We start from the raw sequence: 25,929 nt of genomic DNA on the forward strand, positions 1-25,929 counted from the left end.
CCGTCTGAAAAGTTTCAGACGGCCTTTTTATTAGGTTCACCAAACAACGTTTTTTTATGCCCGAAAGTATGCCTTAATCGGATAAATGGCTACTTATCCGAACTTCACTTCTGCCCCGAATACTTCCCGCCACAGTTTTCGCACATTGCCGTAGTGGGTCAGCAATTCGTCCGTTACTTCGGTTTTTTTGGCATCGCGCAGTTTGGTGTTGTGTTGCTGCTGGCGGTAGAAGCGGTAGGCGGTACGGCTTTGTTCGGCGAGGGTTTTGTCGATGAGGCCGCAGTCGGCGGCGATGTTCAGGAGAGCGATGTTGCCGTAGTTGTCGAGAAGTTGCGGATATTTTCGGGCATGGGCAAGGATGAGGTATTGGACGATAAATTCGACGTCGACCACGCCGCCGCGCGCGTATTTGACGTTGCTGTCGACCGGCGGATGGGTGGGGAACATTTTTTCGCGCATTTCGATGATTTCGCCTGCTAAAACGGTTGGGTTGCGCTCGGCGGTCAGCATTTCGGTGCGGATGCGGTCGAAGGCCGTTTGAACATCAGGCGTACCGCAAATAAAACGGGCGCGGGTGAGGGATTGGTGTTCCCACGTCCAGGCGTTTTCGCGCTGGTATTTTTCGAAGGCGGCGATGCTGTGGGCGAGGAAGCCGGCGTCGCCGTTGGGGCGCAGGCGCAGGTCGGTTTCGTAGAGGCTGCCTGCGCCGGTGGCGGCGGAAAGCCAGTTGGTCAGGCGGCGGGCGAGGCGGCTGTACACGTCGCCTGCGTCGGGATGGGGATCGTCGTAGAGGTAGACGAGGTCGAGATCGGAGGAATAGCTGAGCTCTTTACCGCCCAGTTTGCCGTAGCCAATAATGGCAAATTGCGGCGTGTCGCGGTGTTTTTTGGGCATATCCGCCCACGCACACGACACGGCGGCGGCGAGTATGGTGTCGGCGAGGGCGGAGAGTTGGTCGGAGAGGGATTCTACCGTCCACAGTCCGGCGAGGTCTTGGACGGCGAGGCGGAAGACTTGGGCGTGCTGGAAGCGGCGCAGGGTGTCCATTTGCGCTTCGGTGTCGCCGCCGCAAGCTTTGAGGTCGTCTGAAAGGGCGGCGGCAAGGGCTTGCCAGTCGAATGCAGTATCCAAAAGCTGCGCACTGATGAGTTCGTCCAGCAGAATCGGATATTTGCTCAGATACGCCGCCACCCATGAGCTTTGGCTCATGATTTCTGCCAGTTGCGCCAAGGTTTGCGGATGTTCGTTGAGGAAGGCGAGATAGGCGGAGCGGCGGCTGATGTTTTCGAGGAAGTCAAACAGCCGCATTAATGTGTCGGTCGGGTTGGGTTGCTCGGCCGCCGCCTGTACCAACAACGGCACAATGGCGTCAAAACGCGGCTGGGCATGGGCGGAGAGGTGACGGTATTTATGGCCGTTGCGGATTTGGTCGAGCCGCGTGGCAATGGTTTCGGCATCAAACCCATATTCTTTCAGACGGCCTAGCCGTTCTTCTTCGTCAGGTTTTTCCTGCCATGCCCATTGCCATTCGCTGTTGCTTTGCGTTTGCTCTTCGGGTTCGCTCAAGATTTCGTTAAACAACTGATTGACCTTGTTCCGATGAACATTGAGGCCGTCTGAAAAAGCGGCATAGCTGTCGAAACCCATGCTTTCGGCGAGCAGTTGTTGCTGTTCGGGCGAGGTCGGCAGGGTTTGGGTTTGCTGGTCGTCCCAGTATTGCAGGCGGTGTTCGACGTCGCGCAGGAATCGGTAGGCGGACAGCAGGGTTTCGACGTTTGCAGACGGCATGATGCCCAGCTCGGCAAGTTTCTTCAGCGTTTCCTGCGTGCCTTTCAGTTGCAGCGCGCGCATTTGTCCGCCGCGTATCATCTGAAAAATCTGGGCGATAAATTCGACTTCGCGGATGCCGCCAGCGCCGAGTTTGATGTTGTCCGCCATGCCTTTTTTGCTGACTTCGCTGCGGATTTGACGGTGCAGGTTCCGCATCGCCTCATACGCGCTGTAATCCAGATATTTGCGGAACACGAAAGGGCGCACCAGCGCTTTGATGTCGTTCGGATACGGCGTAACTACGCGGCCTTTGCACCACGCATAGCGCTCCCATTCTCGCCCTTGCGTAATTAAATATTGCTCCAGCGCGGTTTCGCTCAATACCAGCGCGCCCGAATCACCGTCCGGCCGCAGCCGCATATCGACGCGGAACACCTGCCCGTCGGCGGTAATGTCGTTCAACAATGCAATCAGTTTCTGCCCGACTTTGGTGAAAAACTCCTGATTGCCGCGCTCGCGCCTGCCATCAGTGTCGCCCGATTCGGGATAGATGAAAATCAAATCGATGTCGGAAGACACGTTCAACTCATAGCCGCCCGCCTTGCCCATTGCCACCACGCTCAAATGCTGCGGCGATTTCGTATAACGCCCGATCGGCGTACCGTACATGTCCCGATAATAGGCGTAGGCGAAATCCAGCGCGGTATTGACAGCAAAATCGGCAAACAGCGTAATCGTGCGGGTTACTTCGTGCAAATCGCTGATGCGGTTTATATCGCGCACGATAATCTGCGACACCACATAACGGCGCAACTCACGCAACTGCCGCGCCAATTCTTCCTCGTTTTCTTCCGCGCGGATTTTGTCCCAGTCGGCAAAGGCTTGGAAATCCTCATCCGTCAACACCTTGTCCAGCATGGGCAGGAAGATTTCGGGCTTGAGTTTGCCGTTGTCGAGCTGGCGGGCGAGAAACAGGGAATAACGGCGGGCGGTGTCGAGGCGGTTCATAATCTTTGCCTGAATAAACAGAAAAGACCATCATAGCAAGCTTTCAGGCCGTCTGAAAGCCACGCTTTCCCCTATCCGTGCAATCGGCTAAAATACCAACTTTGCAACCCATCATAAGGAAACCGCCATGACCCGTATGGTTCACTGCGTCAAACTCGGCAAAGAAGCCGAAGGCATGAAATTTCCGCCGCTGCCCAACGAGCTGGGCAAACGCATCTTCGAAAACGTTTCCCAAGAAGCATGGATGGCATGGACTCGCCACCAAACCATGCTCATCAACGAAAACCGCTTAAGCCTTGCCGATCCGCGCGCACGCGAATACCTCGCCCAGCAGATGGAACAATACTTCTTCGGCGAAGGCGCAGATGCCGTACAAGGCTACGTTCCGCAAGAGCCTAAATAAGCATTAAACGCCAAGGCCGTCTGAAACCCGATTTTCAGACGGCCTTTAAAATTCCCGATTGCCCCGCATATTAGACAAATAGAACAGATAAATCATACAAACCCATGATTCTCTGTTAAAATCCAAATTTCATTCATTTCAATCCACACTGGAGCAAACGCCATGCAAAACGACGTTTACGACTATACCTCGCAAGGCTCGGTTGCCAAAAATACCGTCCTGCAAAAAACCTACCGCCTGCTTGGCCTGTCTTTCATTCCTGCCATTGCCGGCGCATTCTTTTCCGCCAAAACAGGCTTTAACATTTTCGCCATGTTCGGTTCATACTGGGTTGCCCTGGCCGCCTTCTTCGGCTTCTTCTACGGCATGACCTTCCTGATCGAGAAAAACCGTTACAGCAACGTCGGCGTCGCCCTGTTGATGATCTTCACTTTCGGAATGGGCCTTGCCATCAGCCCTATGCTGCAATACGCCCTGGCGATTAACAACGGCGCGCAAATCGTCGGTACGGCCGCCGCCATGACCGCCGGCGTATTCTTCACCATGTCCGCCATGGCACGCCGCACCACAATGAACATGAACAAACTCGGCAGCTTCCTCGGTGCCGGCGCCATCGTACTCATGATTGCCGTTGTGGCCAACATCTTCCTCAACATCCCTGCCCTGAGCCTGACCATCGCGGCCGGCTTCGTTGTCTTCAGTTCCCTGATGATTATGTGGCAGGTACGTACCGTCATCGATGGCGGCGAAGACAGCCACATCAGTGCGGCGCTGACCATCTTCATCTCCATCTACAATATTTTCAGCAGCCTCTTGAGAATCCTCATCTCTATTAGTGGTGACGACTGATCAAGCCGCAAAGGCCGTCTGAAATTTCAGACGGCCTTTTTGATTTTTGACATCACCGGCAAACTCCCCTATCCTGAACGCCACACAAACCCTATTCCCAACTCAAAATGACCACGACCACTCCGCGCCGTGCCGTGTACGCAGGCAGCTTCGACCCTCCCACCCTCGGCCACCTGTGGATGATACAGGAAGCCCAGTCCCTCTTTGACGAACTCATCGTCGCCATCGGCACCAATCCCGAAAAACGCAGCACCTACACCATAGAAGAACGCCGCGCCATGCTCGATGCCATTACCCACCCGTTCCCCAACGTCCGCATCAGCGTGTTTGAAAACCGCTTTTTGGTCGATTACGCCCGCGAAGCCAACGCCAATTTCATCGTCCGCGGCATCCGTTCCTCCGCCGACTACGAATACGAACGCTCGATGCGCTACATCAACAGCGACATCGCCCCCGAAATTTCCACCATATTCCTGATGCCGCCGCGCGAAATAGCCGAAGTGTCCTCCACCATGGTCAAAGGCTTGGTCGGCCCACAAGGCTGGCGCGACATGATAGGCCGCTACCTCCCCGATCCCGTCTATCAAAAAATCCTGCAAGACCACGAAACAAACACATAAAACAAAGGCCGTCTGAACATCTCAGACGGCCTTCCAAATTTCATTGATTATTGACGTGCAGACATCAACGCCTGCAGGTTTTGATTCAACGTTTCCATGTCCAACCAACCGGCGTTAATAAACAACATCAAAATCACCGTACCCACGCACAACATGCCGATACCATACAACACATAACCCACCAAAACACGGCCTACCGTCGCATTCCCCATCCACATCAAACCGCGCACCTGCACCACAAACACCCAAGCCTGCCACAACAGCGCAAACGCAGCCAACGCCGGCACATACAATACCAGCAACAGCGGCAAGAGCAAAGCCTCGGACACCAAAATAAAGCCCCACAAAGGCAGCCGGGGCGCACCGTAATAATGCAGCACTTTGCGCATCGAGCGGCTCAACACCAACCATTTCACCATCACCAAAATCACTGACAGGCACACCGCCGCCGCGCCGCTGCCAAACAAAGGCGACATGCTGGCCGCGTTCACCACGCCCAACAGCAGCAACACCGCCGCCATCACCAAAGGCGAATACAAATACGTCTCCGGCGAACGATAGCGCAAACGCAAAACATCCCACATATCACGAACAAACACATACAGCATGGCATAAATCCAAAGCAAAAAAGCCGATTGTATCTTAGGCCGTCTGAAAATCAAACCGGCAAACTTAAAAACCGCCAATTAAAACGAAAAATAATTCAATACAAAACAAAATCTTAATTTACCGCCTCAAAAATAAAGCCTGCAAACGCTTGCACAAGGCAACGAAATTTGGTTTAATTCACATCTCGCAACGAAACACGCGAAGGCCAGATAGCTCAGTTGGTAGAGCAACGGATTGAAAATCCGTGTGTCGGCGGTTCGATTCCGCCTCTGGCCACCACCAACCGCCTTGAAGCGGTTATTTTTTTATCTATACGATTTGCACGCCATACTTAGCGCAAATCCCATTCCAGACCATGCGTCTCGATTTCCACACAAGGCCGTCTGAAAATTTTCAGACGGCCGTTGTTCATGTTGGCATGGCATAAAAATCCGCTTTACCGCCCCATTCCGATAGAATACGGCGCTTCCATCCAAATCTGCTGAAACCTTCGCGAACATACTGAATATGAATAAAGTTTAAGGTAGGTCGGTTTACTATATAATACCGTCCAAACCAACCATAACTTACTCATTGCAGGGAAGATAATGAAAAAAGTGCTGATTGTACATTACTCGCAAACGGGGCAGCTCTCCAGCCTGGCGCAGAATTTTGCCGCGCCGTTGCAAACAGCCGGCATTCAGGTCGATTGCGTCAATATCGTCCCGGTGCAGGCATTTCCGTTTCCGTGGCCGTTTTGGCGTTTTTTCGATACCTTTCCGGAAACCGTCCATTTAAAACCCGCCCCGATTCTGCCGCCGCACATTCCGTCCGAAGATTACGATGTGGTGGTCATTGCCTACACCGTTTGGTTCCTCTCTCCTTCGCAACCGATGACCGCCTTTTTGCAACGCGAAGAAACACGCCGGCTGCTGGACGGCAAACCGGTCATCACGCTTATCGGCTGCCGCAATATGTGGCTGGGCGCACAGGAAAAAATGAAATCTTTGCTGAAACAAAACGGCGCCAAACTCATCGGCAACATCGTAAAAATCGATGCCTGCAACAGCGCGGCCAGTTTCATTACCACGCCTGCCTGGATGCTGACCGGCGACAAACGCTATTTCCGCTCCCTGCCCTCCGCCGGCATTGCTGAAGAAGAATTGGCGGATGCGGCGCGGTTTGGGACGAAATTGCGCGATGCGCTGTTAAACCAACAGCCTTTGGACGAAACCCTGTTTCAAAATATGGGCGCAGTGACAGTCAATGAAAAACTGATTTTCAGCGAACGCGCCGCCGGCCGCAGCTTCTTCGTCTGGGGCAGGCTTTTGATGGCGGCAGGCCGTATCTCTCCGTTTTTGCGCCGTGCGCTGCTGTGCTTTTACATCGTCTTTTTATTGGCGATGATTTTGGTGGTTTTGCCTGTCAGCGTAATTTTGAAAAAACTGCTGCATCCACTGCTCAAAGGCCGTCTGAAAAAGCTGGCGGATTATTATGAGCAACCGTCAGGCAGATGATACGTTTCAGACGGCCTCAAACTAGGAATCCATCATGCCCGAAGTTATCCACTACCCCGAGCGCCGTCGCTTTCAAATCGATATTGACGGTTTGGAAGCAGGCTATATCAGCTATACCGAACACAACGGCGGCTGGGACGTAAACCATACCGAGGTCTCGCCCAACTTCCGTCATCGCGGCATTGCCAAACTGCTGGTGGACGCGCTGATGGAATATGCCGAAACACACCACATCCCGTTGACTGCAAGCTGCGACTACGCGGCGCGGTTTATCGGTTGATTATTTTGACAAACACATCATGACATCGAATAACACACTCAAAGACGTTTATCTCAACCGCGTTTCTGCTTTTTTGCCCAATGCCCCCATCGGCAATGACGAAATGGAAGCCGTCCTCGGCATGGCAGGCGATGTGCCGTCACGCGTGCGCCGAATGATTTTGCGTTCCAACGGCATTTTGTCGCGCCATTACGCCATCGCCCCCGAAAGCCGTCGTACGACGCACACCAATGCCGAATTGGCCGCAGAAGCGGTCAACGGCCTGTTTGCCCAAGGTGTTCCTGCAGAAGCCGTCGGCAGCCTGGCTTGCGCCACTTCCTATCCCGACCAAACCATGCCCGGACACGGCGTGATGGTGCATGGTTTGCTGGATATGCCGCCTTGCGAAGTGTTCAGCATGGCAGGCGTATGCGCAGCAGGGATGGCGGCGATGAAACATGCCTACAACGCCGTGCGCACCGGCGAACACGCACATGCGGTTTCCGTTGCCTCTGAAAACGCCTCGGCGGTCATGCGCGGCGAAGTGTTCCAAAGTGAAACCGACCATAAAAAACTGGAAAACGCGTCCCCCGAAATCGGGTTTGAAAAAGACTTTTTGCGCTGGATGCTGTCTGACGGCGCAGGCGCGGTGTATCTGTCCGACCGCCCCAATTCAGACGGCCTCAGCCTGAAAATTCATTGGATAGACCTGCTTTCCTACGCCAACGAAATGCCGCCCTGCATGTATGCCGGCGCAGAATTCCGCGACGGCGTATTTGAAGGCTGGAAACACGCCGATGCCGATTACGGCCGCCGCCACAGCCTGATGGCGGTCAAGCAGGACGTCAAACTGTTGAACGAAAACATCGTCCGCTACACGGTGGAAAAACCCCTCTCCCAAATCGCCGCCAAACACGGCATCCGCGCCGAAGAAATCGATTGGTTCCTACCCCACTACTCTTCCGGCTTTTTCCGCGACCGCCTTTCAGACGGCCTGAAAAACATCGGCTTCGACATTCCGCAGGAAAAATGGTTTACCAATCTGCACAGCAAGGGCAACACGGGTTCGGCCTCGATTTACATCATCCTTGAAGAATTTATGCGCACCTTCCCCATCGAACACGGCCAAAAAATCCTGTGTTACGTTCCGGAAAGCGGCCGTTTTTCAACATGTTTCATGCTTTTGGAAGCAGTAAAGGCCGTCTGAATGAAGATTGACGACATCCCTCAAGACAACAGCGCCAGCTACCACGGCCACCGCAAAGTCATCTACGGCACCCGCGACGGCCACTACGAAGCGGCCACCAGCAACGGTTGGCAGGACGAAGCCTACGCCACCGAAATGGCGGTGTGCGAACTCGATGCCCAAACGCAGGCCGCGCGCAAAGCCGTCAAAAAAGGCGAATATTCGCCGCTGTACTACCATATGTTCCGCTGCCGTTATGATGAAACCGGCTTGGCCATGGCGGCAGGCGTATGGAAATGGCAGCTTCGTCGGCATTTCCGCCCCGAAGTGTTTGCCAAACTACCGGCCAAAACCCTGCAAAAATACGCCGATGCCTGCCAAACCGACATCGAAGGCCTGAAAAAGCCCGAATAAAAATAGGCCGTCTGAATGTTCAGACGGCCTGAACACTTTGTTCCCCCTCGCCGTTCCACTATAATGGCAACCCATATCCTTCTAAAAAATAACACCATGCCAACCGACAACCGCTCGACTCTCGCTATCGACACCAGCACATCCTTTCTGTCCATCGCATTGGAACATCAAGGCGAAATCCGCCTGTTTCATGAAAACGTCGGCACCAAGCAATCCGAACAAATCCTGCCGCAAATCGAACGCCTCTTTAAAGAAGCCGGCATCACGGCCGCCGATTTGGGCTGCATCGTTTATGCACAGGGCCCCGGCGCATTTACCGGCCTGCGTATCGGCGCAGCGGTTGCACAAGGTTTGGCCACGCCGTTTGACACGCCCATGATCGGCATTCCCTGCCTCGATGCCGCCGCTTCGTTGCTGCCGCCATCAAGCTGCGTACTAGCTGCTACCGATGCGCGTATGGGCGAAGTGTTCTACGCATGGTTTGATACGCAAAACCACGTCCGCTTGAGCGATTACACGGTTGGCAAAGCCGCCGCCATTACCGCGCTCGAAGGCAAAACGCCTACCGGCGGCATCGGTAATGCCTTTGCCCTCGCCGACAAACCGCCTTTTGACGGTCAAGCCGATATGCCGACCGCCGCCGACTATCTTAGACTTGCCCGCAGCGGCCGCTATGTTGCCACCGATGCGGCACACGCCGAGCTGCTCTACGTCCGCAATAAAATTGCCCTGACCGCGCAAGAGCAAGCCCAACAAAAGGCCAAACCGTGAACCTGCGCCCAGCCGTACTTGCTGACTGCTCCATCCTTGCCGCCATCGACGCACAAGGCAATCCTTCGTCGTGGACGGCGCAGCAGTTTGAATCAGCGGTTCAACACCATCCCGACAGCGTTTGGCTCAGTCAGGCCGACCACCAAATTACCGGTTTTATCGTGTGGCAAACCGTGTTTGACGAATCCGAACTGCACCTGATTGCTGTCGCGCCCGAATACCGCCGCCAAGGCATTGCGTCCGCCCTGCTGCAACACTGGCAAAACGCAGTGCAACAGCAAGGCGCAACCCGATTGCTGCTCGAAGTCCGCGCAAGCAATGAAACCGCGCAACAGCTCTACCGCAAACACGGCTTCCAAACCTGCGGCCGCCGCAAAAACTACTACGCCCTGCCCGACGGTGGCAGCGAAGATGCCGTATTGATGGAGAAATCATGTTAAGCAGCCGCTACCTGCACCTGCACGAAGCCTTGGGCTTGGGCCCAATGTGGCTGAACCGAAACGCCAAAATCATCCATGCCGCGCCTCAAGCCGCAGCTGCGCCCGTCCGCCCCAAAACCATTGTTGCCGATACCACACAAGCCGTGCGCACTTTATCCGCAGGCGCCCATCAGGCACGCACTGCCGCCATTGCCACTGCGCAAACGGCCAAACCTGCTGTCCGCGTTCCCGAAGCGGCACCCAAAACCATTGTCGAAACACCGGCAAAAACAGAAAAAGCCGCGCATTCAGACAATCTGCCCCGTCTTGACGTAACCATCAGGCCGTCTGAAATTATGGTGGTCAGCATTTGCCCGTCCACCGAAGACAGCCTGCACGGTACGCTGTTTAGCGGCGACGTCGGCACGCTTCTCGATAATATCCTCGCCGCCATCGGCCTCAAGCCCGAGCAGGCGCATAAGACCGCATGGGTCAAAACCGCACCCGTGTTCACCGCCCTGCCCGATGCCGAACACATCCGCTCCGAGCTTGCCGAAATGCAAAACGAGCTGACCGCTTCACAAGCGCGCGCAGTATTGTTTCTCGGCAAAATCTTCGACAGCCCCGACATGATCGGGTTGATGAACGAATTGTGCGCAGAGCGGCCGCATTTCGTCATTCCCCACCCCGCCCGCCTGCTGATGCAGCCTCAACTCAAAGCGCAGGCATGGCAAATCTTAAAGCCATTGAAACAGCTTTTGGCCAAGGCCGTCTGAACATTCTGCTCAACCTGAAATCAGGTTTTTCACCAACAAAAAAGGGCGTGTTCGACACGCCCTGACGTTTATCAATATTCCGCCGAATGCCAGAAAGGCTGGCCCACTGTCGGCGTACTGGCGCGCGCTTTCTCACGCGCCTCCACAGGTTCCGCCTCATAAGCCAGACGGCCCGACTCGACCGCAAGCGCAAAAGCGCGTGCCATATTGACCGGATCGCCGCTGCGGGAAACGGCGGTATTCAGCAGCACGCCGTCAAAGCCCCATTCCATCACTTGCGCCGCCTGCGAAGGCAAACCCAAACCTGCATCAATAATCAACGGCGTGTCGGGCAGGCGTTCGCGCAGGACTTTCAACGCATAAGCATGAACCGCACCCAAACCTGTGCCAATTGGTGCCGCCCACGGCATCAACGCCTGACAGCCCGCATCAAGCAGTCTGCGGCAAGCAATCAAATCCTCGGTGCAATAAGGCAGCACTTTAAAGCCATCTTTAATCAGGATTTCCGCCGCTTCGACAAGCTGGAACACATCGGGCTGCAATGTGTCATCATCACCGATAAGTTCGAGCTTGATCCAATCGGTATCAAACACTTCACGCGCCATTTGCGCAGTGGTCACGGCTTCCTGAACGCTTTGACAGCCTGCGGTATTGGGCAACACAGGTACGCCCATTTCTTCCAACAACGACCAAAAGCCCTGCCCGTGCGCTTCGCCGCCGCTGCCGGCACGGCGCAACGAAACGGTAATCATCGCCGGTTGCGCGATTTGGACAGACTGCTTGAGGATTTCCGGCGTCGGATAAGCAGCCGTACCAAGTAGCAGCCGTGAAGGGAAAGTTTCTCCATATAGGGTAAACATGATAGATTCCTTTGTAATATTATTTTTTAGGGCAAGAGCCTTCTGAAAAATCGGTTCAGATAGTTTCCAAATAGTTTTCAAGTCCTTCGGCGACCTTAGTCGGAATAAACTCGGTAATTGTGTATTTCGCTACGCCTTCTCGATGAAACGGGTCTTCTGTAATTAATTTTTCCACCTGTTCCCTACCTGATGCTTTCATCAGGATAACGCCACCTGTCCGCGGCTGTTTGCGTCCAGACATCACAAATACACCTGCTTGATAATACCGTTCAAGATACGCAATATGCTCGGACAGGTAGGTTTCAACCGCAGCCAAGTCTTTAATATATTCCAACGATAAGATAAACATTTCTTTTCCTTTTCTCAGCATTAAACCAATAGCGCAGCTATACGCGCAGTAAAACCGCTTATCCGCCGACTACCGGGCGCACAATGTCCACTTTATCGTTTTCGTTCAAAACCGTTTCCGCATACGTGCCTTTGGCGACAAACTGGGTATTGACGGCAACGGCAAACGGTTTTGGCGGCGAAGTTTGGGCGATAAGGTCGGCAACGGTTGTGCCGTTTAATGTGATGGTTTCATTGTTCAATATAATCTTCATGATGTTTGCTCCTCTTGTCAGACTTCTTATTTTCAGACGGCCTTATTCATCCCACAAAGCCTGAAACGCTTTAACCACCGCTTCGGGATTTTCCGCTTCGGTCACGGCGCGGACGACGGCAAGTGAGGAAACGCCGGTGGCAAGCACATCTTCGGCGTTGTTCAAATCGATGCCGCCGATGGCGACGACGGGCGTGCCGCGTGCCTGTCTGACGTATTCGCGCAGTTTGTCCAAACCTTGCGGGGCGGTCGGCATTTGCTTGGTCGTGGTCGGGAAAATCGCACCGCTGGCGACGTAGCTAGGTTGTACGGACAAGGCGCGATCGAGTTCGGCAACAGAGTGCGTACTCAAGCCCAAGCGCAAACCGGCAGCTTCAATCGCGGCGAGGTCGGCAGTGTCCATGTCTTCCTGCCCGAGATGCACGCCGTATGCACCTGCGGCAATCGCTTCGCGCCAGTGGTCGTTGATGAAAAGCTGGGTTGCACTGTTTTGACAGGCTACGACGCAACGTTCGATTTCGCGTTTCAACTCGTCGCCATGCAGGATTTTACAGCGCAGTTGCACCGTGTCGGCACCTGCTTTGACCATGCGCTCGACCCAGTCAGCAGTGGGAACAACGGCGTAAAATTTCAGGGGAGATTTGAGTGGCGGGAAGGTCATAACGGCTCCGAAAGGAATAATTCGTTGTTATATTATCAGAAAAGGCCGTCTGAATAATATTTGTTTTCAGACGGCCTGATTGAAAAAATGAATATTGCCCTATTCGGCTTTGGCTTTATAAAAATATGAACATACTGATGGGTTATCAAAATGAGTGCCATATTGGCGCCCCACATTCGGAGACCCAACCCATGAAAAAAATTTCTCTTGTTAGCCGCCCTTCCCTTACTGTTTACCACTTATTCAAATGCCGCCACGCCTAAAGCGGAAGCTTCAAAACCAGCTTCGGCACACAAACAAACCAAGCAGCGTTTTTCCGGCAAAATCACCGGCTATCAAACCGCCGAGCATTTGTTCTCCGTACGCAAGGGCGACCGCCTGCGCATCAGTAAAACCGGCAGCCCTAACGCCTATTTCAACGTATGGGCACCCAAAGACGATGAAGCCGTATTTAACGGTTCGGCACAAGGCGATAAATTTGACGGTATCGCTACCCAATCGGGCAAATATAAAGTGCAGGTCTATATGATGCGCGCCCAAGCCCGCCGTAACACTACTGCCCATTACGCCGTAAACGTCATCAAAAACTAAGGGGCTGACGTAGATTAGCCCTAAATTCCACACCAATCCCGCAGGATTTTAAGCTGTTGAGACGGTGTGCCGAAGTTAAATCGAAATTCGCATTCTTTCAAGAACAGCGGGAAAGATTTGCGATCGATTCCGTTGTATTTTCGCAAGACGCGCTTTGCCTGATTCCAAAAATTCTCAATGCCGTTAATGTGGTTCTGACGGTCGGCAAATTCCTTGGAATGGTTGATGCGGTAATGGATGAAACCGCTCACATCCAACTTGTCGTAGCTGCTCAGGCTATCCGTGTAAACAATGCTGTCCGGCATGATTTTCTTTTTGATGACGGGGAGTAACGTTTCAGACTTGGCATTATCCACCACAACGGTATAGACCCGTCCGTTGCGTTTCAGAATACCAAAGACAACCACTTTTCCTGCCGCGCCGCGACCACGTCTGCCTTTACGCTGTCCGCCGAAATAGCTTTCGTCCAGCTCGACAGAGCCCTCGAAAACCTCATCGGCAGCCAAGGCCAAATGATGGATGATGACATACATATTTTGCGGTAGAATAGAGTTATTTATCCTGCGACTAGGTAGAAGGCGCGGAAAGTCCGGCAGAACTGGTCAGCCTGATTGAAAGCGGCGACTACGAAGCCCTGCTTGCCGAAGATTCGGACGAACATGGCCAAGGCCACGAACATCATTGCGGCTGCGGCTGTTCCCTCGGCTGAGTCAGCCTGCCCATATTATCTACCGCCTCGATTTTCATATTAAAAGGAGACTTACCAGCATGATAAGCAAAGCAAAATTCAATACCGTTGTCGGCAGCATAGGAGCGGCAATAGGTATTTTCGTATTTGTCGCCTATATCCCCCAAATTATCGCCAATATGCAAGGGGCAAAGGCGCGGCCGTGGCAACCCCTGTTTGCAGCAGTATCCTGTCTGATTTGGGTTTTGTACGGTTGGAGCAAAGAACCCCGGAAAGACTGGATTCTGATTATACCCAACGCAGTCGGCGTGATATTGGGATTTCTGACTTTTCTGACTTCGCTTTAAACAAGGGGCTAATCTACGTCAGCCCCAAAACTAAACGCCCTCATGATGTAAAGCTTTAAAAAACAGCAAAGGCCGTCTGAAAATTGAAATTTCAGACGGCCTTTTAAACGGTTTGAAAAGGACGTATCGAACACGTCTTTTTTTTCCTATTACAACAGGAACATGGTTGCTAATCCCAAGAAAATCAGGAAGCCGCCGGAGTCGGTAACCGCGGTAATCAGCACCGAGCTGCCCAATGCCGGGTCGCGTCCGGCTTTGTCCATCATGACGGGAATGAGGACGCCGACGGTCGCGGCCAGCAAAAGGTTCAAGGTCATCGCGGCCACCATGACCAAACCGATGCCGATGTTGCCGTAGAGCAGCCATGAAATCACGCCCATTACCGTGCCCCAAATAATGCCGTTGACGAGGGCGACGCCGACTTCTTTTTTCAGCAGGCGGCCTGCCTGCGTACTGGTCATTTGTCCCATTGCCATGGCGCGGACGATCATGGTGATGGTTTGGTTGCCGGAGTTGCCGCCGATGCCGGCGACGATGGGCATCAGCGCAGCCAGTGCGACGATTTTCTCGATACTGCCTTCAAATGCGCCAATTACGCGGCTGGCGATAAAGGCGGTACACAGGTTGATGGCAAGCCACATCCAGCGGTTTTTCACCGAGTCCCAAATCGGGGCGAACAAGTCCTCTTCTTCTTGCAAACCGGCCATGTTAAACATGTCGGCTTCGGATTCTTCACGGATCACGTCCACCATTTCGTCAATGGTGATCCTGCCGATCAGCTTTTTGTTTTCATCGACAACCGGCGCGGTGACCAAGTCATAACGTTCAAACGCCTGTGCCGCTTCTTCCACGTCGTCTTCGGGACGGAAGCGCACGACATCGGTGGCCATCACGTCCGCCACCATGTCTTCGGGGTCGGCGACCAAGAGTTTGCGGATGGGCAACACGCCTTGCAACACGTCGTTTTCATCAACCACGAAAATCTTGTCGGTATGGTCGGGCAGGCTGTCGAAACGGCGCAAGTAGCGCAACACGACTTCACACGCCACATCGGCGCGGATGCTGACCAATTCAAAGTCCATAATCGCGCCGACTTGGTTATCTTCGTAAGACATCGCCGCTTTGACCTGCTCGCGTTCTTCTTCATCACGCGTTTGCAGCGCTTCGTACACCACTTGGTGCGGCAGGTCGTCTGCCAGTTCTGCCAATTCGTCTGCGTCCAAATCATCGACGGCGGCCAACAGCTCGTCTTTGTCCATGGACTCGATCAGCGTTTCGCGTACGGCGTCGGATACTTCCAGCAACACTTCGCCGTCGTCTTCAGGGGCGACCAAAAGCCAAACGATGTTACGCTCGCGCGGCGGCAGGGATTCCAAGACGGCGGCCACGTCGGCAGGGTGCAACTCGGCCAAGAGGACGGTCAGCTCGGTGAACTTGTCGCGCAGGCTTGCGTCTTCAATCGGCACGCCTGCTTCGATTTGTTCGAAGGACGGCTCGAGGATTTCGCATAAGGCGTGGATGCGGTCGATATCGTCAGAGATGCGATCGTCAGAAATGCGGTCTTCCACCGCTTCATTGTCGGGGGTATGGTCGAGATTCGGAGGGGTTTGTTCGATGCTCATAAATGCTCCGCCCGCCGGACGCGGGGAGGCATTTCGGCGGGATGATTATGGTTGTTGTGTGTCTGATGGGAAGTTCAAAGGCGAACTGGGAAGGTCCATAATTCGAGCCTGCTGAGAGGCGCAGAGTTGTAAACGGTGCATATTCTACTCTTTTTTAGGCCGTTTTACCATTTTTAACGGGAAAGGCCGTCTGAAACCGGGTGATAACGACACCCCTTTTTTTCAGACGGCCTGATGATTTGATTTTATTTGTTTCGCCTGCCGAACGCTTCCCTGACCACGTCCAACCAAGCCCTTAAGGCCGGCGTCGGGCGTTGGTGTTTTTTCCATGCCATGGTGAGCTGCCAGCGGATTTCGGGTTCGACCAAAGGAATGGCGGCAAAGACATCGGGATTGATTTTTCGGGCATAGTATTCGGGCAGCAGGGCAATGCCCATATTGTGCGCCACCATGTCGGCAACCAAATTCCATTGTCCGGTACGGCAGACAACGTTGGGCGTAAAACCTTGATTGCGGCAGGCCGTCTGAATGGTTTCGTTGAGGGAAAAGCCGGCGCCGAACAGAATGAAGGGCTCGTGTTGCAGGCTTTTGAGCGTCAGCGCATCGTGTCTCGCCCGATTTTTCGGCATCAAGACCACCAGCGGATAGTCGCACAAGGTAATGCTGTCGAAGTCTTCGTGAACCGGCGCGAGCAGCTGTCCGGCATCGAGTTCGTTGTTGCGCAATGATTGCTCGATGGCGAGCGAGCCTTGTTCCAAAAACGACAATTCGATGTCCGGCCATTTTTGGTGGAAATCAAACAGCGCATGACTGAGCAAATCGCTGCCAAACAAAGCCAAACCCAAACGCAGCGTCCCGCTTTTGACATGGCGGTAATCGTCAATGCGGGCCAGCAGCAAATCGCGTTCGTGTAAAAGGTTTAACGCGTGGCGATAGACTTCTTCGCCGATTGCGGTCGGCTGCACCTGCCGCTTTTTGCGTCCGTTTTCTTTGCACAACAGCGGCACGCCCAATTCTTCTTCCAAAGCCTGAATGATTTTGCTGACCGTCGGCTGCGTCAAATTCAACGCGGAAGCCGTGGCCGAAAAACTTTGCAGGCGGATGAGTTCGGCAAAACAATACAGGCTTTTGAAGTCCATTATTCCTCTAAGGCATGATTATTCGTTTAATAATTCATATTATGCAGAAACCAGGTTTCTATAATCAAGCCTTTCATTCAACACACACCCATATCATGGACTCTCTCAACAGATTTTTTCAGACGGCCTTGCAGCTTGCCATCATCGGCGCAGTATGGGGCGTTTCCGACCTTATCGTCCGCTTCACGCATCTGCCTATTTCTTCAGGCGTATTGGGCTTGTTCCTCATGCTCGCCCTTTTGGGGCTCGGCATCATCCGCCCGGGCATGGTTGACCGCGGCGCAAAATGGGCATTGGGCGAACTCGTCTTTTTCTTCATCCCCATCATGGTTTCCGTCTTGCAATATCAAGACCTGCTGATGTCCGAAGGTTGGCAGCTGATTTTGACCATCGCCGTCGGCACTGCGCTCGTGATGATCAGCACCGCCCTGACCCTCGATTTCTGCTACCGCTGGAAACGCCGCCTCTACAAAAAACTCCACTCCTAAAAATAGAGAATAAAAATGGACTACACCGCCCTCGCCTGTTTCATCTGGACTTGCTTTGCCTATGTCGTTGCCAAAAAAATCCACCGCAAAAAACCCTTAATGATTTTCTCCCCCGTCGTTACCGTCTCCGTCAGCACCATCCTCCTGCTGCTGGCATTCGGCGTCAATTACGACACCTACCACAAATATACCCAAGGCATCGTCTTCCTGCTCACTCCGGTTACCGTTGCCTTTGCCGTCCCCATTTATGAAAACCGCGAAGTCATCCGCCGCCAACTACCCATCCTCTCCATCGCCATTATGGTGGGCATGTTTGTCGGCGTAGTCAGCGCATTCCTCATGAGCCATATGTTCCACTTCAACAACGAAGTGACCAACAGCCTGATGGCGCGTTCTATCTCCACCCCGTTTGCCGTCGTCCTCGCCAGCGAAATCCACGGCTCCGCCTCGCTCGTTTCCCTGTTCACCATCATCACCGGCTTTGTCGGCATGATATTTGGCGACCTGTTTTTGGCCTTTACCCGCATCCGTTTCCACACCGCCAACGGCGTGGCATTCGGCAATGCCGCCCACGGCTTCGGCACATCGCGTGCCGGACAACGCCACGAAACCGAAGGCGTGATGGCCAGCCTGACCATGATTTTAGCCGGACTGTTTATGGTATTGTTTGGTCCGACCATGGTGCATTTGGTAATCTGGATGATGAGTTAGGCCCCGTCCTGATGACCATACACAAAAGGCCGTCTGAAACATATATCGGTTTCAGACGGCCTTTTATATTATGGAACGATTACAGTTTGAAAATAGAAGCTTCTGCTAAATCATGAATGGTATCCAACGCAGATGAACCTGTACCATTGCTTGAATAGGTCGCATTGTCTGAGGAAAGACCGGCAGAAGAATCAAGAGGATCAGCCTCACCAAAGGCACGGCTCAAAAGTTCATCACCATCGAAAGCTTTGGATTCCAATATCGGCTTCGCGGCCGGCTGCGCAGGCTCGAAACCTTCCCATTCGCGCGGATCGAGGCGGATGATATGGTCATCATCATAGCTGTCATTAGGTCCTTTGCCTTCTCCTGAAAAAGTACCGTCCCACTCGCGCGGATCAAGGCGGATAGTATGATCATCGTCATAGCCGTCATTAGGACCTTTGCCTTCTCCTGAAAAAGTACCGTCCCACTCGCGCGGATCGAGGCGGATAACAAAATCTTCGGAATCACCTTCTTTACTTGGTTGATGTACTTTAGCCATGAAATTCTCCTTAACAAATAAACGGATACTGTACCTAATGCCTTATAAAAGGCATTGCAGACTTTATTCTAGAACAAAGAAAACAGTGGGCAAAGATTGAAGGGAACAACGGTTTATTAACACGATAATCGGATTTAAATCCTTTTAAAACAAATAGATATAATTTATACATCATACCCGGTCATCCATTATTAAAAATCTCGCCCATGCCTTCCACCAAGATGATTCACCCTCTTCCGTCCCCTTGCTGTGTGGCAAAAAGGCCGTCTGAAAAATGACTTTCAGACGGCCCTTTCATTTGCTCAAGCCTTATTCTTTAGGCAGGCGCAAGACGGAGACGATGAATCCGCCCCAAATGACAATCAGTGCGACAAGCATCATGACAATAGCTGAAGTACTCATTATTCTTCTCCTTCACGTTCGTGTTCATGTTCGTCTTTGACGTTGAAGCCCTGACCGTGTTTCCACGGCAAGAACGACAGCAAGACCGACAATATGAGGATGGCGCCTACCATGCCCCAGCCGAAGATATTGAGGAAGCTGTCAGGGTAGCCGCTGTAATTCTCTTTTAAGAGGCCGGCAGTATCCTGATAAAGCATATAGCCGAGCATGGCGACAGTAACCACCACGCTGGCTGTCCACACTTTGCCGACACGGATGGAAGACAGCGCGTTCAAGTGATTACGCAGTTCCGGCAGCTTGTTCAACAAGACAATTGCCAAAACGTAAACAAAACCGGCAGCCACAATGCCGTAGGTGTTGATGAATTTGTCCAATACATCCAACACAGGCAGGCCAGTGGTCGTACCAAACAGCAAGGTGGAAATAATCGCCATAGGAACGCCTGCAATCATCGTTGCGCTGACACGGCCGATGTTCATTTTGTCTTGAATCGCGGCCACAATCACTTCAACGATGGAAATCATGGAAGTTACCCCCGCAAACACCAGCGAGCCGAAGAACAACACGCCGATCAACGCGCCCATAGGGGCTTGGTTGATGATGGTCGGGAACGCGATAAACGCCAAGCCGATACCGCTGGATGCCACTTCGCTGACTTCCTTGCCTGCGGCTTGAGCCATAAAGCCCAATGCGGCAAATACGCCGATACCGGCGAGCAACTCGAAGCTACTGTTGGCAAAGCCGACAACCAAGCCTGTGCCGCCCAAGTCGGTTTTTTTCTTCAGGTAAGAAGAATAAGTAATCATGATGCCGAAGCAGATGGAGAGCGAGAAGAAAATTTGACCATATGCGGCTACCCAGACTTTCGGATCGGACAATCGGCTCCAATCAGGCGTAAACAAAGCGTCCAAACCTTTTGCTGCGCCCGGCAAGGTCAGCGCAATGCCCACCATGATGACAAACATCACCACCAACAAAGGCATGAAGAATGTGGACGCACCGGCCACGCCTTTTTGCACGCCCAAAGCCATAATCGCCAGCGTAAACACCCACACGGCAATCAACGGACCGGCCACTTTGCCGACAAAGTCCAAGCCCAAGTCTTTGGCATCGGCCATTTGCAGGAAGTCTTTGAAGAAGAATGCCTGCGGATCCGCACCCCACGCCGAAGTCAAAGAATAATAGGCATAGCTTGCCGCCCAGCCGACAATCACGGCGTAGTAGATACAGATGATGACGTTGGTCAGGAAGTTCCACCAACCCACCGGCTCAAACCAACGGCCGAGGCGGCGGAAGGCCAAAGGAGGCGAACCGCGGTAACGGTGGCCGATGGCATAGTCAAGCAGCAACAGCGGAATACCTGCCGTCAACAGCGCAACCAAATAAGGGAGGACGAAAGCACCGCCACCGTTGTCGAAGGCGATGTAAGGGAAACGCCAAATGTTGCCTAAGCCCACGGCCGAGCCGATGGCGGCAAACATAAAGGCACGGCGACTGCTAAACGTCGCGCGTTCGCTGGATTGAGAATTTGACACAATGAACCTCTTAAAAATCGAGTGTCGTCAAGGCCTCCCGGCCTTGCGCGTATATATTTAGAAATCAGGCCGGACAAAGCGGCCGGTTAAAATAGATATTCGGACAAGGATAATATCCGGTATTTAAAGAATGCACCGCTTATGGCCATGCAAACATAATCTGACCTTATCGTAAAAAAATTTAACACTGTTGGCAAGTCAGTATTGCATTAAAATCGCAAGGAAAATCTTCATGCACTACGACTAAAATCTTCATACACTTCTTTATATACAAGCCAAACGCAACACTCAAGCCCCGTTTTTTCCTCCCCTTCCCACTGACAACCACCCTTGCCGCAAACCGCCTTCCCCTTATCCCGTAGGGAAAAGCGGCAACCCAACGCATTCAAATCCCCGTCATCAAAATGTTTCAGACGGCCTGTTTTCCTTCCGTCCCATCCGGGCCGTCTGAAAATTTCACTGTTGCATGTTGTAATCAAGAAACCGTCCTCAAATTCTGTTTAATATAAACAAAAACAATCCACCTTTTTCTGCGCCCTTCATCACCATCATTTAAAATAAGCATAAAATATCAAAAATAAAATGAATAAAAAATAAAATAATAAAAAATCCAAAATAATATTAATTTTAAACCCGTATTTCTACTCTAATTATCCACAATCAAAAATAATCGAATCAAAAAATTTCAATAAAACATTAATTACACAGCACTACATTTTTGCTATAATTGCCGCCATTCAATCCACAACCCAAACCCAAAAGAAGAGGAAAAGCCATGGGTATCAAAGTTGCCATCAACGGTTACGGCCGCATCGGCCGCCAAGTAGTGCGCGCTATTTTCGACTACAAACTGCAAGACCAACTTGACATCGTTGCCATCAACGCCAGCGGCAGCATCGAGACCAATGCTCACCTGACCAAATTCGACACTGTTCACGGCCGCTTCAACTCTGAAGTTTCCCACGATGAGAAACACCTCATCATCGACGGTAAAAAAATCCCTTACTTCTCCACCCGCAATCCTGCCGAATTGCCATGGGGCGAATTGGGCGTTGACCTGGTCATGGAATGTACCGGCGCGTTCACCAGCAAAGAGAAAGCCAAAATCCACTTGGAAAGCGGCGCGAAAAAAGTACTGATTTCCGCTCCCGGCGGCGATGACGTTGACGCAACCATCGTTTACGGCGTAAACGACGACGTGATTACCGGCGACATGACCGTTATCTCCAACGCGTCTTGTACCACCAACTGCCTGGCGCCCGTGGCCAAAGTGTTGAACGAAAACATCGGCATCGTAAACGGCGTGATGACCACCATCCACGCGCTGACCAACGACCAAACCGTCACCGACGTACGCCACAAAGACCTGCGCCGTGCGCGTAGCGGCGTGGAAAACATGATTCCGACCAAAACCGGCGCGGCAAAAGCCGTCGGCTTGGTATTGCCAGCCCTGAAAGGCAAACTCGACGGCCTCGCCATCCGCGTACCGACCGTCAACGTTTCCCTGGTTGACCTGAGCTTCCAGGCAAGCCGTGAGACTTCTGTCGAAGAAATCAACGCGCTGATGAAAGCCGCTTCCGAAGAAGGCCGTCTGAAAGGCGTTTTGGGTTACAACACCCTGCCGCTGGTTTCTATGGACTTCAACCACACCACCCAAGCCAGCACATTCGACTCTACGCTGACCAAAGTAACCGAAGGCAAAATGGTTAAAGTGTTCGCATGGTACGACAACGAGTGGGGCTTCAGCTGCCAAATGCTGAACACCGCGCGCCGTATGTTCGGTTTGGAAGTACGTCCGTTCTAATCGGCTTCCAACGCAAAGGCCGTCTGAAACATCTTTTCAGACGGCCTTTTGTATTTCCTTTAAAATATCGCATTCCCATTTATTTTCAGACGGCCTCTTCATGTTTCCTAACGAATCCGCCCCCAATCTGCTGCAAGGCTTAAACCCCGAACACCTCTCCGCCGTAACCTGGCCGCCGCAATCCGCCCTCGTTTTGGCAGGCGCGGGCAGCGGCAAGACGCGCGTGCTGACCACGCGCATCGCATGGCTTTTGCAAAGCGGGCAAGCCAGCGTACACAGCATTATGGCGGTAACATTTACCAACAAAGCCGCCAAAGAAATGCAAACCCGTTTGGGCGCGATGATTCCCGTCAACGTCCGCGCCATGTGGCTCGGTACGTTCCACGGTCTCTGCCACCGCTTTCTACGCCTGCACCACCGCGATGCCGGCCTGCCCTCTTCCTTTCAAATCCTCGACAGCGGCGACCAGCTTTCCCTGATCAAACGCCTGCTCAAAAACCTCAACATCGCCGAAGAAATCATCGCGCCGCGTTCATTGCAAGGCTTTATCAACGCGCAAAAAGAATCCGGTTTGCGCGCTTCCGTGTTGAGCGCGCCCGATCCGCACACGCGCCGCATGATTGAGTGCTACGCCGAATACGACAAAATCTGCCAACGCGAAGGCGTGGTCGATTTTGCCGAACTCATGCTCCGCAGCTACGAAATGCTGCAAAGCAACGAAATCCTGCGCCAACACTACCAAAACCGCTTCAACCACATTCTGGTCGACGAGTTCCAAGACACCAACAAGCTGCAATACGCCTGGCTGAAACTGATTGCCGGCAACAACGCCGCCATTTTTGCCGTCGGTGACGACGACCAAAGCATTTACCGGTTCCGCGGCGCAAACGTCGGCAACATGACCGCGCTGATGGAAGAGTTCCACATTGATGCGCCCGTCAAACTCGAACAAAACTACCGCTCCGTCGGCAATATCCTCGCCGCCGCCAACGCCGTCATCGAAAACAACGACGAACGCCTCGGCAAAAACCTGCGCACCGACGCCGAAGCAGGCGACAAAATCCGCTACTACTCCGCCTTTACCGACCTCGAAGAAGCCCAATTCATCGTTGACGAAACCAAAGCCCTCGAACGCGAAGGCTGGAATTTGGACGAAATCGCCGTCCTCTACCGCAGCAACGCCCAATCGCGCGTTATCGAACAAAGCCTGTTTCGCAGCGGCATCCCCTACAAAATCTACGGCGGCCTGCGCTTTTACGAACGCCAAGAAATCAAACACGCCCTCGCCTACCTGCGCCTCGCCGTCAATCCCGACGATGACAACGCCCTCTTGCGCGTGATTAACTTCCCACCGCGCGGCATCGGCGCACGCACCATTGAAAACCTTCAGACGGCCTCAAACGAACAAGGCATCACCCTTTGGCAGGCAGCCTGCAATGCCGGCGCAAAAGCCACCAAAATCGCCGCCTTCGTCCGCCTGATTGAAGCCCTGCGCAACCAAGTCGGACAAATGCCCCTATCCGAAATCATCGTCGGCATCCTCAAAGACAGCGGCCTGACCGAACACTACAAAACCCAAAAAGGCGACAACCAAGACCGCCTCGACAACCTTGACGAACTCGTCAACGCCGCCATCGAGTTCAAACCCGAAGACAGCAACTTTGAAACCCTGCCCGAAAACATTTCAGACGACCCCGCCTTCCCCATCCTCGCCTTCCTCAGCAACGCCGCCCTCGAATCCGGCGAAAACCAAGCAGGCGCAGGCGAAAAAGCCGTCCAACTCATGACCGTCCACGCAGCCAAAGGCTTGGAATTCAACGCCGTCTTCCTCACCGGCATGGAAGAAGGCCGCTTCCCCAGCGAAATGAGCCTTGCCGAACGCGGCGGCCTCGAAGAAGAACGCCGCCTCATGTACGTCGCTATCACCCGCGCCCGAAAACGCCTCTACATCACCATGGCGCAACAACGCATGCTGCACGGACAAACCCAATTCGGCATCGTCTCCCGCTTCGTCGAAGAAATCCCACCCGAAGTATTGCACTACCTGTCCGTCAAAAAACCCGCCTTCGACAGCTACGGCAACACACGCCAAACCACCGTACAACGGGACAAAATCATCGACGACTTCAAACAGCCCCAAACCTACGCAGGCTTCCGTATCGGCCAAAACGTCCGCCACGCCAAATTCGGCACCGGCGTCATCATCGATGCCGTAGACAAAGGCGAATCCGCCCGACTGACCATCAACTTCGGCAAACAGGGCGTGAAAGAGTTGGACACCAAGTTTGCGAAATTGGAAGAGATGTAGAAATTAGAAAGCTTGGAATGATAAAGGCCGTCTGAAAACGGGAGGAGCAATTTTGCCGAAACCTCCGCCGTCATTCCCTCGCAGGCGGGAATCCAGAAGTAGAAATGTAGGTTGGATACTCGTATCCAACAAAAACATTGACGCGTCTATCGTTTCCGAAAAAAACGCTGTTGGAAAATGTCGGATTCGAGAATCCGACCTACGGCTGCTGCTTTTGGGGTGATGAAAAAGCAGCCTGCACTTTAAATTTCACTCGTTTCCCTGCTCATAAGATTTCAAACAATTGTGCCAACAGCACATCCTGCAGCACCACCCGCGTTTCGGCCTGCCGAAGCAGCCGTGCGAGTAGTGCATCGATTTCTACGCCCGAAACAGTTTGACGCAGGCTGGATAAAGCCTTCATGCGGTTTTTTTGTTCGAATGCATCTTCCATACCAGGTTTGACACAAAAATACCAAAACGGCTCGGTCCTCATGTGGTAGAGCGGCATGCCGAAATTTTCTTGGTGGTATGCGTTTGCCACCCACCGCTGCCATTGCTGTCTGAATATTGCCTGCCATTCTTCCAAAAGCGTATCCGAAAAATCAATTTTTTCTGTGTGCAGGCTGCCTGATTCATACAGCAGGCATAAACTGTATAGAAGGATGAATTTATGCGGGGCACGGTTGTTTGCTTGTGTAAAACTTGTATGCAGGCTGCGGAATTGTTCCGCATATTTTAATAATGCTGCCAAATCTTTCATACCGCTTCCTTCTGCAAACTTTGCAATACCTCCTCCGGTTGCCAATTCAATGCGCGGCAATAATCAATAAACTCAAAGATATCCAGCCGCCTGTCACCTGTTTCCACTTTTCCTACGAACGAATGCACCACATTCATCCGTTCCGCCAATGCACGCTGCGACAACCCCAAATCCAATCTTCTGCGGATAAGGAGTTGTCGCAAATAGGTGTGTTCGGCAGAGTGTACCGACAAACGAATATTTCTCATGCGCTCCGATTTTAGGTACAATCACGCATGCACCTGTTTTAGGTGCAAATAAGAAATATGT

At 52.8% G+C, this 25,929-nt stretch carries 29 protein-coding genes, 1 tRNA gene and 1 pseudogene; 17 read left to right on the forward strand and 14 right to left on the reverse strand.

Annotated features, from left to right (window positions below; translation table 11 throughout):
• Window positions 1-93: 93 nt before the first annotated feature.
• Window positions 94-2,778, reverse strand: coding sequence for a bifunctional [glutamate--ammonia ligase]-adenylyl-L-tyrosine phosphorylase/[glutamate--ammonia-ligase] adenylyltransferase (glnE, locus tag HMPREF2551_RS02795; RefSeq protein WP_070837034.1), 2,685 nt, complete (start codon window positions 2,776-2,778; stop codon window positions 94-96).
• A 127-nt stretch (window positions 2,779-2,905) separates the two neighbouring features.
• Here glnE and HMPREF2551_RS02800 point away from each other — a divergent pair, with 127 nt between their 5' ends.
• From HMPREF2551_RS02800 to coaD, 3 genes are all read left to right on the forward strand, one after another.
• Window positions 2,906-3,181, forward strand: a complete 276-nt coding sequence (locus HMPREF2551_RS02800; RefSeq protein WP_003748182.1) for an oxidative damage protection protein — start codon at window positions 2,906-2,908, stop codon at window positions 3,179-3,181.
• Between the two features lie 162 nt (window positions 3,182-3,343).
• Window positions 3,344-4,030 (forward strand): Bax inhibitor-1 family protein, encoded by a 687-nt coding sequence (locus tag HMPREF2551_RS02805; protein WP_070837035.1) that lies wholly within the window; start codon window positions 3,344-3,346, stop codon window positions 4,028-4,030.
• A 107-nt stretch (window positions 4,031-4,137) separates the two neighbouring features.
• Window positions 4,138-4,650 (forward strand): pantetheine-phosphate adenylyltransferase, encoded by a 513-nt coding sequence (gene coaD, locus HMPREF2551_RS02810; RefSeq protein WP_003682645.1) that lies wholly within the window; start codon window positions 4,138-4,140, stop codon window positions 4,648-4,650.
• 47 nt (window positions 4,651-4,697) lie between these two features.
• Here the strand turns inward: coaD and HMPREF2551_RS02815 are convergent, their stop codons facing one another.
• On the reverse strand, window positions 4,698-5,258 hold the full coding sequence (locus tag HMPREF2551_RS02815) for a hypothetical protein (protein ID WP_070837036.1): 561 nt from the start codon (window positions 5,256-5,258) through the stop codon (window positions 4,698-4,700).
• Window positions 5,259-5,462: 204 nt separating this feature from the next.
• Here HMPREF2551_RS02815 and HMPREF2551_RS02820 point away from each other — a divergent pair.
• The 8 genes from HMPREF2551_RS02820 to HMPREF2551_RS02855 all read left to right on the forward strand — a co-directional run bounded on the left by HMPREF2551_RS02820 (window position 5,463) and on the right by HMPREF2551_RS02855 (window position 10,580).
• A tRNA-Phe gene (locus tag HMPREF2551_RS02820) sits at window positions 5,463-5,538 on the forward strand.
• A gap of 308 nt (window positions 5,539-5,846) precedes the next feature.
• Complete coding sequence (locus tag HMPREF2551_RS02825; protein ID WP_070837037.1) at window positions 5,847-6,755, forward strand: hypothetical protein; 909 nt, start codon at window positions 5,847-5,849, stop codon at window positions 6,753-6,755.
• A 34-nt stretch (window positions 6,756-6,789) separates the two neighbouring features.
• Window positions 6,790-7,035 (forward strand): GNAT family N-acetyltransferase, encoded by a 246-nt coding sequence (locus HMPREF2551_RS02830; RefSeq protein ID WP_036493959.1) that lies wholly within the window; start codon window positions 6,790-6,792, stop codon window positions 7,033-7,035.
• Window positions 7,036-7,054: 19 nt separating this feature from the next.
• The gene (locus HMPREF2551_RS02835) at window positions 7,055-8,221 is read left to right on the forward strand and encodes a beta-ketoacyl-ACP synthase III (RefSeq protein WP_070837038.1); all 1,167 of its coding nucleotides are present in this window, start codon (window positions 7,055-7,057) and stop codon (window positions 8,219-8,221) included.
• Window positions 8,222-8,614 carry a DarG family dialkylresorcinol biosynthesis protein gene (locus tag HMPREF2551_RS02840; RefSeq protein WP_070837039.1) on the forward strand — a complete coding sequence of 131 codons (393 nt, stop codon included), beginning with the start codon at window positions 8,222-8,224 and terminating at the stop codon, window positions 8,612-8,614.
• Window positions 8,615-8,710: 96 nt separating this feature from the next.
• Window positions 8,711-9,385, forward strand: coding sequence for a tRNA (adenosine(37)-N6)-threonylcarbamoyltransferase complex dimerization subunit type 1 TsaB (tsaB, locus tag HMPREF2551_RS02845; protein ID WP_070837040.1), 675 nt, complete (start codon window positions 8,711-8,713; stop codon window positions 9,383-9,385).
• Window positions 9,382-9,825, forward strand: coding sequence for a ribosomal protein S18-alanine N-acetyltransferase (rimI, locus tag HMPREF2551_RS02850; RefSeq protein WP_070837042.1), 444 nt, complete (start codon window positions 9,382-9,384; stop codon window positions 9,823-9,825). Before tsaB ends, rimI begins: the two co-directional genes overlap by 4 nt.
• Window positions 9,819-10,580 (forward strand): uracil-DNA glycosylase family protein, encoded by a 762-nt coding sequence (locus tag HMPREF2551_RS02855; protein ID WP_070837044.1) that lies wholly within the window; start codon window positions 9,819-9,821, stop codon window positions 10,578-10,580. Before rimI ends, HMPREF2551_RS02855 begins: the two co-directional genes overlap by 7 nt.
• 71 nt (window positions 10,581-10,651) lie before the next feature.
• On the opposite strand, the gene HMPREF2551_RS02860 is transcribed toward HMPREF2551_RS02855, so the two are convergent.
• The 4 genes from HMPREF2551_RS02860 to thiE are packed head-to-tail and all read right to left on the reverse strand — an operon-like array spanning window position 10,652 to window position 12,702.
• The gene (locus HMPREF2551_RS02860) at window positions 10,652-11,440 is read right to left on the reverse strand and encodes a thiazole synthase (RefSeq protein ID WP_049332237.1); all 789 of its coding nucleotides are present in this window, start codon (window positions 11,438-11,440) and stop codon (window positions 10,652-10,654) included.
• Between the two features lie 55 nt (window positions 11,441-11,495).
• A complete protein-coding gene (locus HMPREF2551_RS02865) occupies window positions 11,496-11,789 on the reverse strand; it encodes a YciI family protein (RefSeq protein ID WP_049351219.1) in 294 nt (97 codons plus the stop codon).
• Between the two features lie 58 nt (window positions 11,790-11,847).
• Window positions 11,848-12,042: a sulfur carrier protein ThiS gene (thiS, locus tag HMPREF2551_RS02870; protein ID WP_049351218.1), complete on the reverse strand. Its 195-nt coding sequence runs from the start codon at window positions 12,040-12,042 to the stop codon at window positions 11,848-11,850.
• Between the two features lie 42 nt (window positions 12,043-12,084).
• A complete protein-coding gene (thiE, locus tag HMPREF2551_RS02875) occupies window positions 12,085-12,702 on the reverse strand; it encodes a thiamine phosphate synthase (protein WP_049329750.1) in 618 nt (205 codons plus the stop codon).
• 207 nt (window positions 12,703-12,909) lie between these two features.
• Between thiE and HMPREF2551_RS02880 the strand changes: the two genes are divergently transcribed.
• Window positions 12,910-13,293: a hypothetical protein gene (locus HMPREF2551_RS02880; RefSeq protein ID WP_004518967.1), complete on the forward strand. Its 384-nt coding sequence runs from the start codon at window positions 12,910-12,912 to the stop codon at window positions 13,291-13,293.
• Window positions 13,294-13,313: 20 nt separating this feature from the next.
• Here the strand turns inward: HMPREF2551_RS02880 and HMPREF2551_RS02885 are convergent.
• A pseudogene (locus HMPREF2551_RS02885) lies at window positions 13,314-13,843 on the reverse strand (IS1595 family transposase); the annotation flags it as partial.
• A 218-nt stretch (window positions 13,844-14,061) separates the two neighbouring features.
• Here HMPREF2551_RS02885 and HMPREF2551_RS02890 point away from each other — a divergent pair.
• Window positions 14,062-14,328: a SemiSWEET family transporter gene (locus HMPREF2551_RS02890; RefSeq protein ID WP_070837045.1), complete on the forward strand. Its 267-nt coding sequence runs from the start codon at window positions 14,062-14,064 to the stop codon at window positions 14,326-14,328.
• Between the two features lie 149 nt (window positions 14,329-14,477).
• Here the strand turns inward: HMPREF2551_RS02890 and mgtE are convergent, their stop codons facing one another.
• Entirely contained in the window at window positions 14,478-15,950 is a 1,473-nt protein-coding gene (gene mgtE, locus HMPREF2551_RS02895) for a magnesium transporter (RefSeq protein ID WP_070837047.1), read from the reverse strand.
• Window positions 15,951-16,195: 245 nt separating this feature from the next.
• The gene (locus HMPREF2551_RS02900) at window positions 16,196-17,089 is read right to left on the reverse strand and encodes a LysR family transcriptional regulator (RefSeq protein ID WP_003748147.1); all 894 of its coding nucleotides are present in this window, start codon (window positions 17,087-17,089) and stop codon (window positions 16,196-16,198) included.
• Window positions 17,090-17,103: 14 nt separating this feature from the next.
• On the opposite strand from HMPREF2551_RS02900, the gene HMPREF2551_RS02905 reads away from it, so the two are divergent.
• Window positions 17,104-17,577, forward strand: coding sequence for a CidA/LrgA family protein (locus HMPREF2551_RS02905; protein ID WP_070837049.1), 474 nt, complete (start codon window positions 17,104-17,106; stop codon window positions 17,575-17,577).
• Between the two features lie 15 nt (window positions 17,578-17,592).
• Window positions 17,593-18,288 (forward strand): LrgB family protein, encoded by a 696-nt coding sequence (locus tag HMPREF2551_RS02910; protein WP_003748143.1) that lies wholly within the window; start codon window positions 17,593-17,595, stop codon window positions 18,286-18,288.
• Window positions 18,289-18,367: 79 nt separating this feature from the next.
• Here HMPREF2551_RS02910 and HMPREF2551_RS02915 read toward each other — a convergent pair whose 3' ends face one another.
• The 3 genes from HMPREF2551_RS02915 to HMPREF2551_RS02920 all read right to left on the reverse strand — a co-directional run bounded on the left by HMPREF2551_RS02915 (window position 18,368) and on the right by HMPREF2551_RS02920 (window position 20,766).
• A complete protein-coding gene (locus HMPREF2551_RS02915) occupies window positions 18,368-18,829 on the reverse strand; it encodes a hypothetical protein (protein ID WP_070837051.1) in 462 nt (153 codons plus the stop codon).
• Window positions 18,830-19,138: 309 nt separating this feature from the next.
• Entirely contained in the window at window positions 19,139-19,231 is a 93-nt protein-coding gene (locus HMPREF2551_RS10195; protein ID WP_036493939.1) for a methionine/alanine import family NSS transporter small subunit, read from the reverse strand.
• Window positions 19,231-20,766 (reverse strand): sodium-dependent transporter, encoded by a 1,536-nt coding sequence (locus tag HMPREF2551_RS02920; protein ID WP_083323099.1) that lies wholly within the window; start codon window positions 20,764-20,766, stop codon window positions 19,231-19,233. The genes HMPREF2551_RS10195 and HMPREF2551_RS02920 overlap by 1 nt, the downstream gene beginning before the upstream one ends.
• A 775-nt stretch (window positions 20,767-21,541) precedes the next feature.
• Between HMPREF2551_RS02920 and gap the strand changes: the two genes are divergently transcribed.
• Complete coding sequence (gene gap / locus HMPREF2551_RS02925) at window positions 21,542-22,570, forward strand: type I glyceraldehyde-3-phosphate dehydrogenase (RefSeq protein ID WP_070814607.1); 1,029 nt, start codon at window positions 21,542-21,544, stop codon at window positions 22,568-22,570.
• Window positions 22,571-22,670: 100 nt separating this feature from the next.
• Window positions 22,671-24,878, forward strand: coding sequence for a DNA helicase II (uvrD, locus tag HMPREF2551_RS02930; RefSeq protein ID WP_070837055.1), 2,208 nt, complete (start codon window positions 22,671-22,673; stop codon window positions 24,876-24,878).
• Window positions 24,879-25,143: 265 nt separating this feature from the next.
• Here uvrD and HMPREF2551_RS02935 read toward each other — a convergent pair whose 3' ends face one another.
• Both HMPREF2551_RS02935 and HMPREF2551_RS02940 read right to left on the reverse strand, forming a co-directional pair.
• On the reverse strand, window positions 25,144-25,620 hold the full coding sequence (locus HMPREF2551_RS02935; RefSeq protein ID WP_063068390.1) for a hypothetical protein: 477 nt from the start codon (window positions 25,618-25,620) through the stop codon (window positions 25,144-25,146).
• Window positions 25,617-25,868, reverse strand: a complete 252-nt coding sequence (locus HMPREF2551_RS02940) for a helix-turn-helix domain-containing protein (RefSeq protein WP_004518984.1) — start codon at window positions 25,866-25,868, stop codon at window positions 25,617-25,619. Before HMPREF2551_RS02940 ends, HMPREF2551_RS02935 begins: the two co-directional genes overlap by 4 nt.
• Window positions 25,869-25,929: the final 61 nt, after the last annotated feature.

Source organism: Neisseria sp. HMSC066H01 (assembly GCF_001837375.1).
In the GTDB taxonomy this organism is placed as follows: Bacteria; Pseudomonadota; Gammaproteobacteria; order Burkholderiales; family Neisseriaceae; genus Neisseria.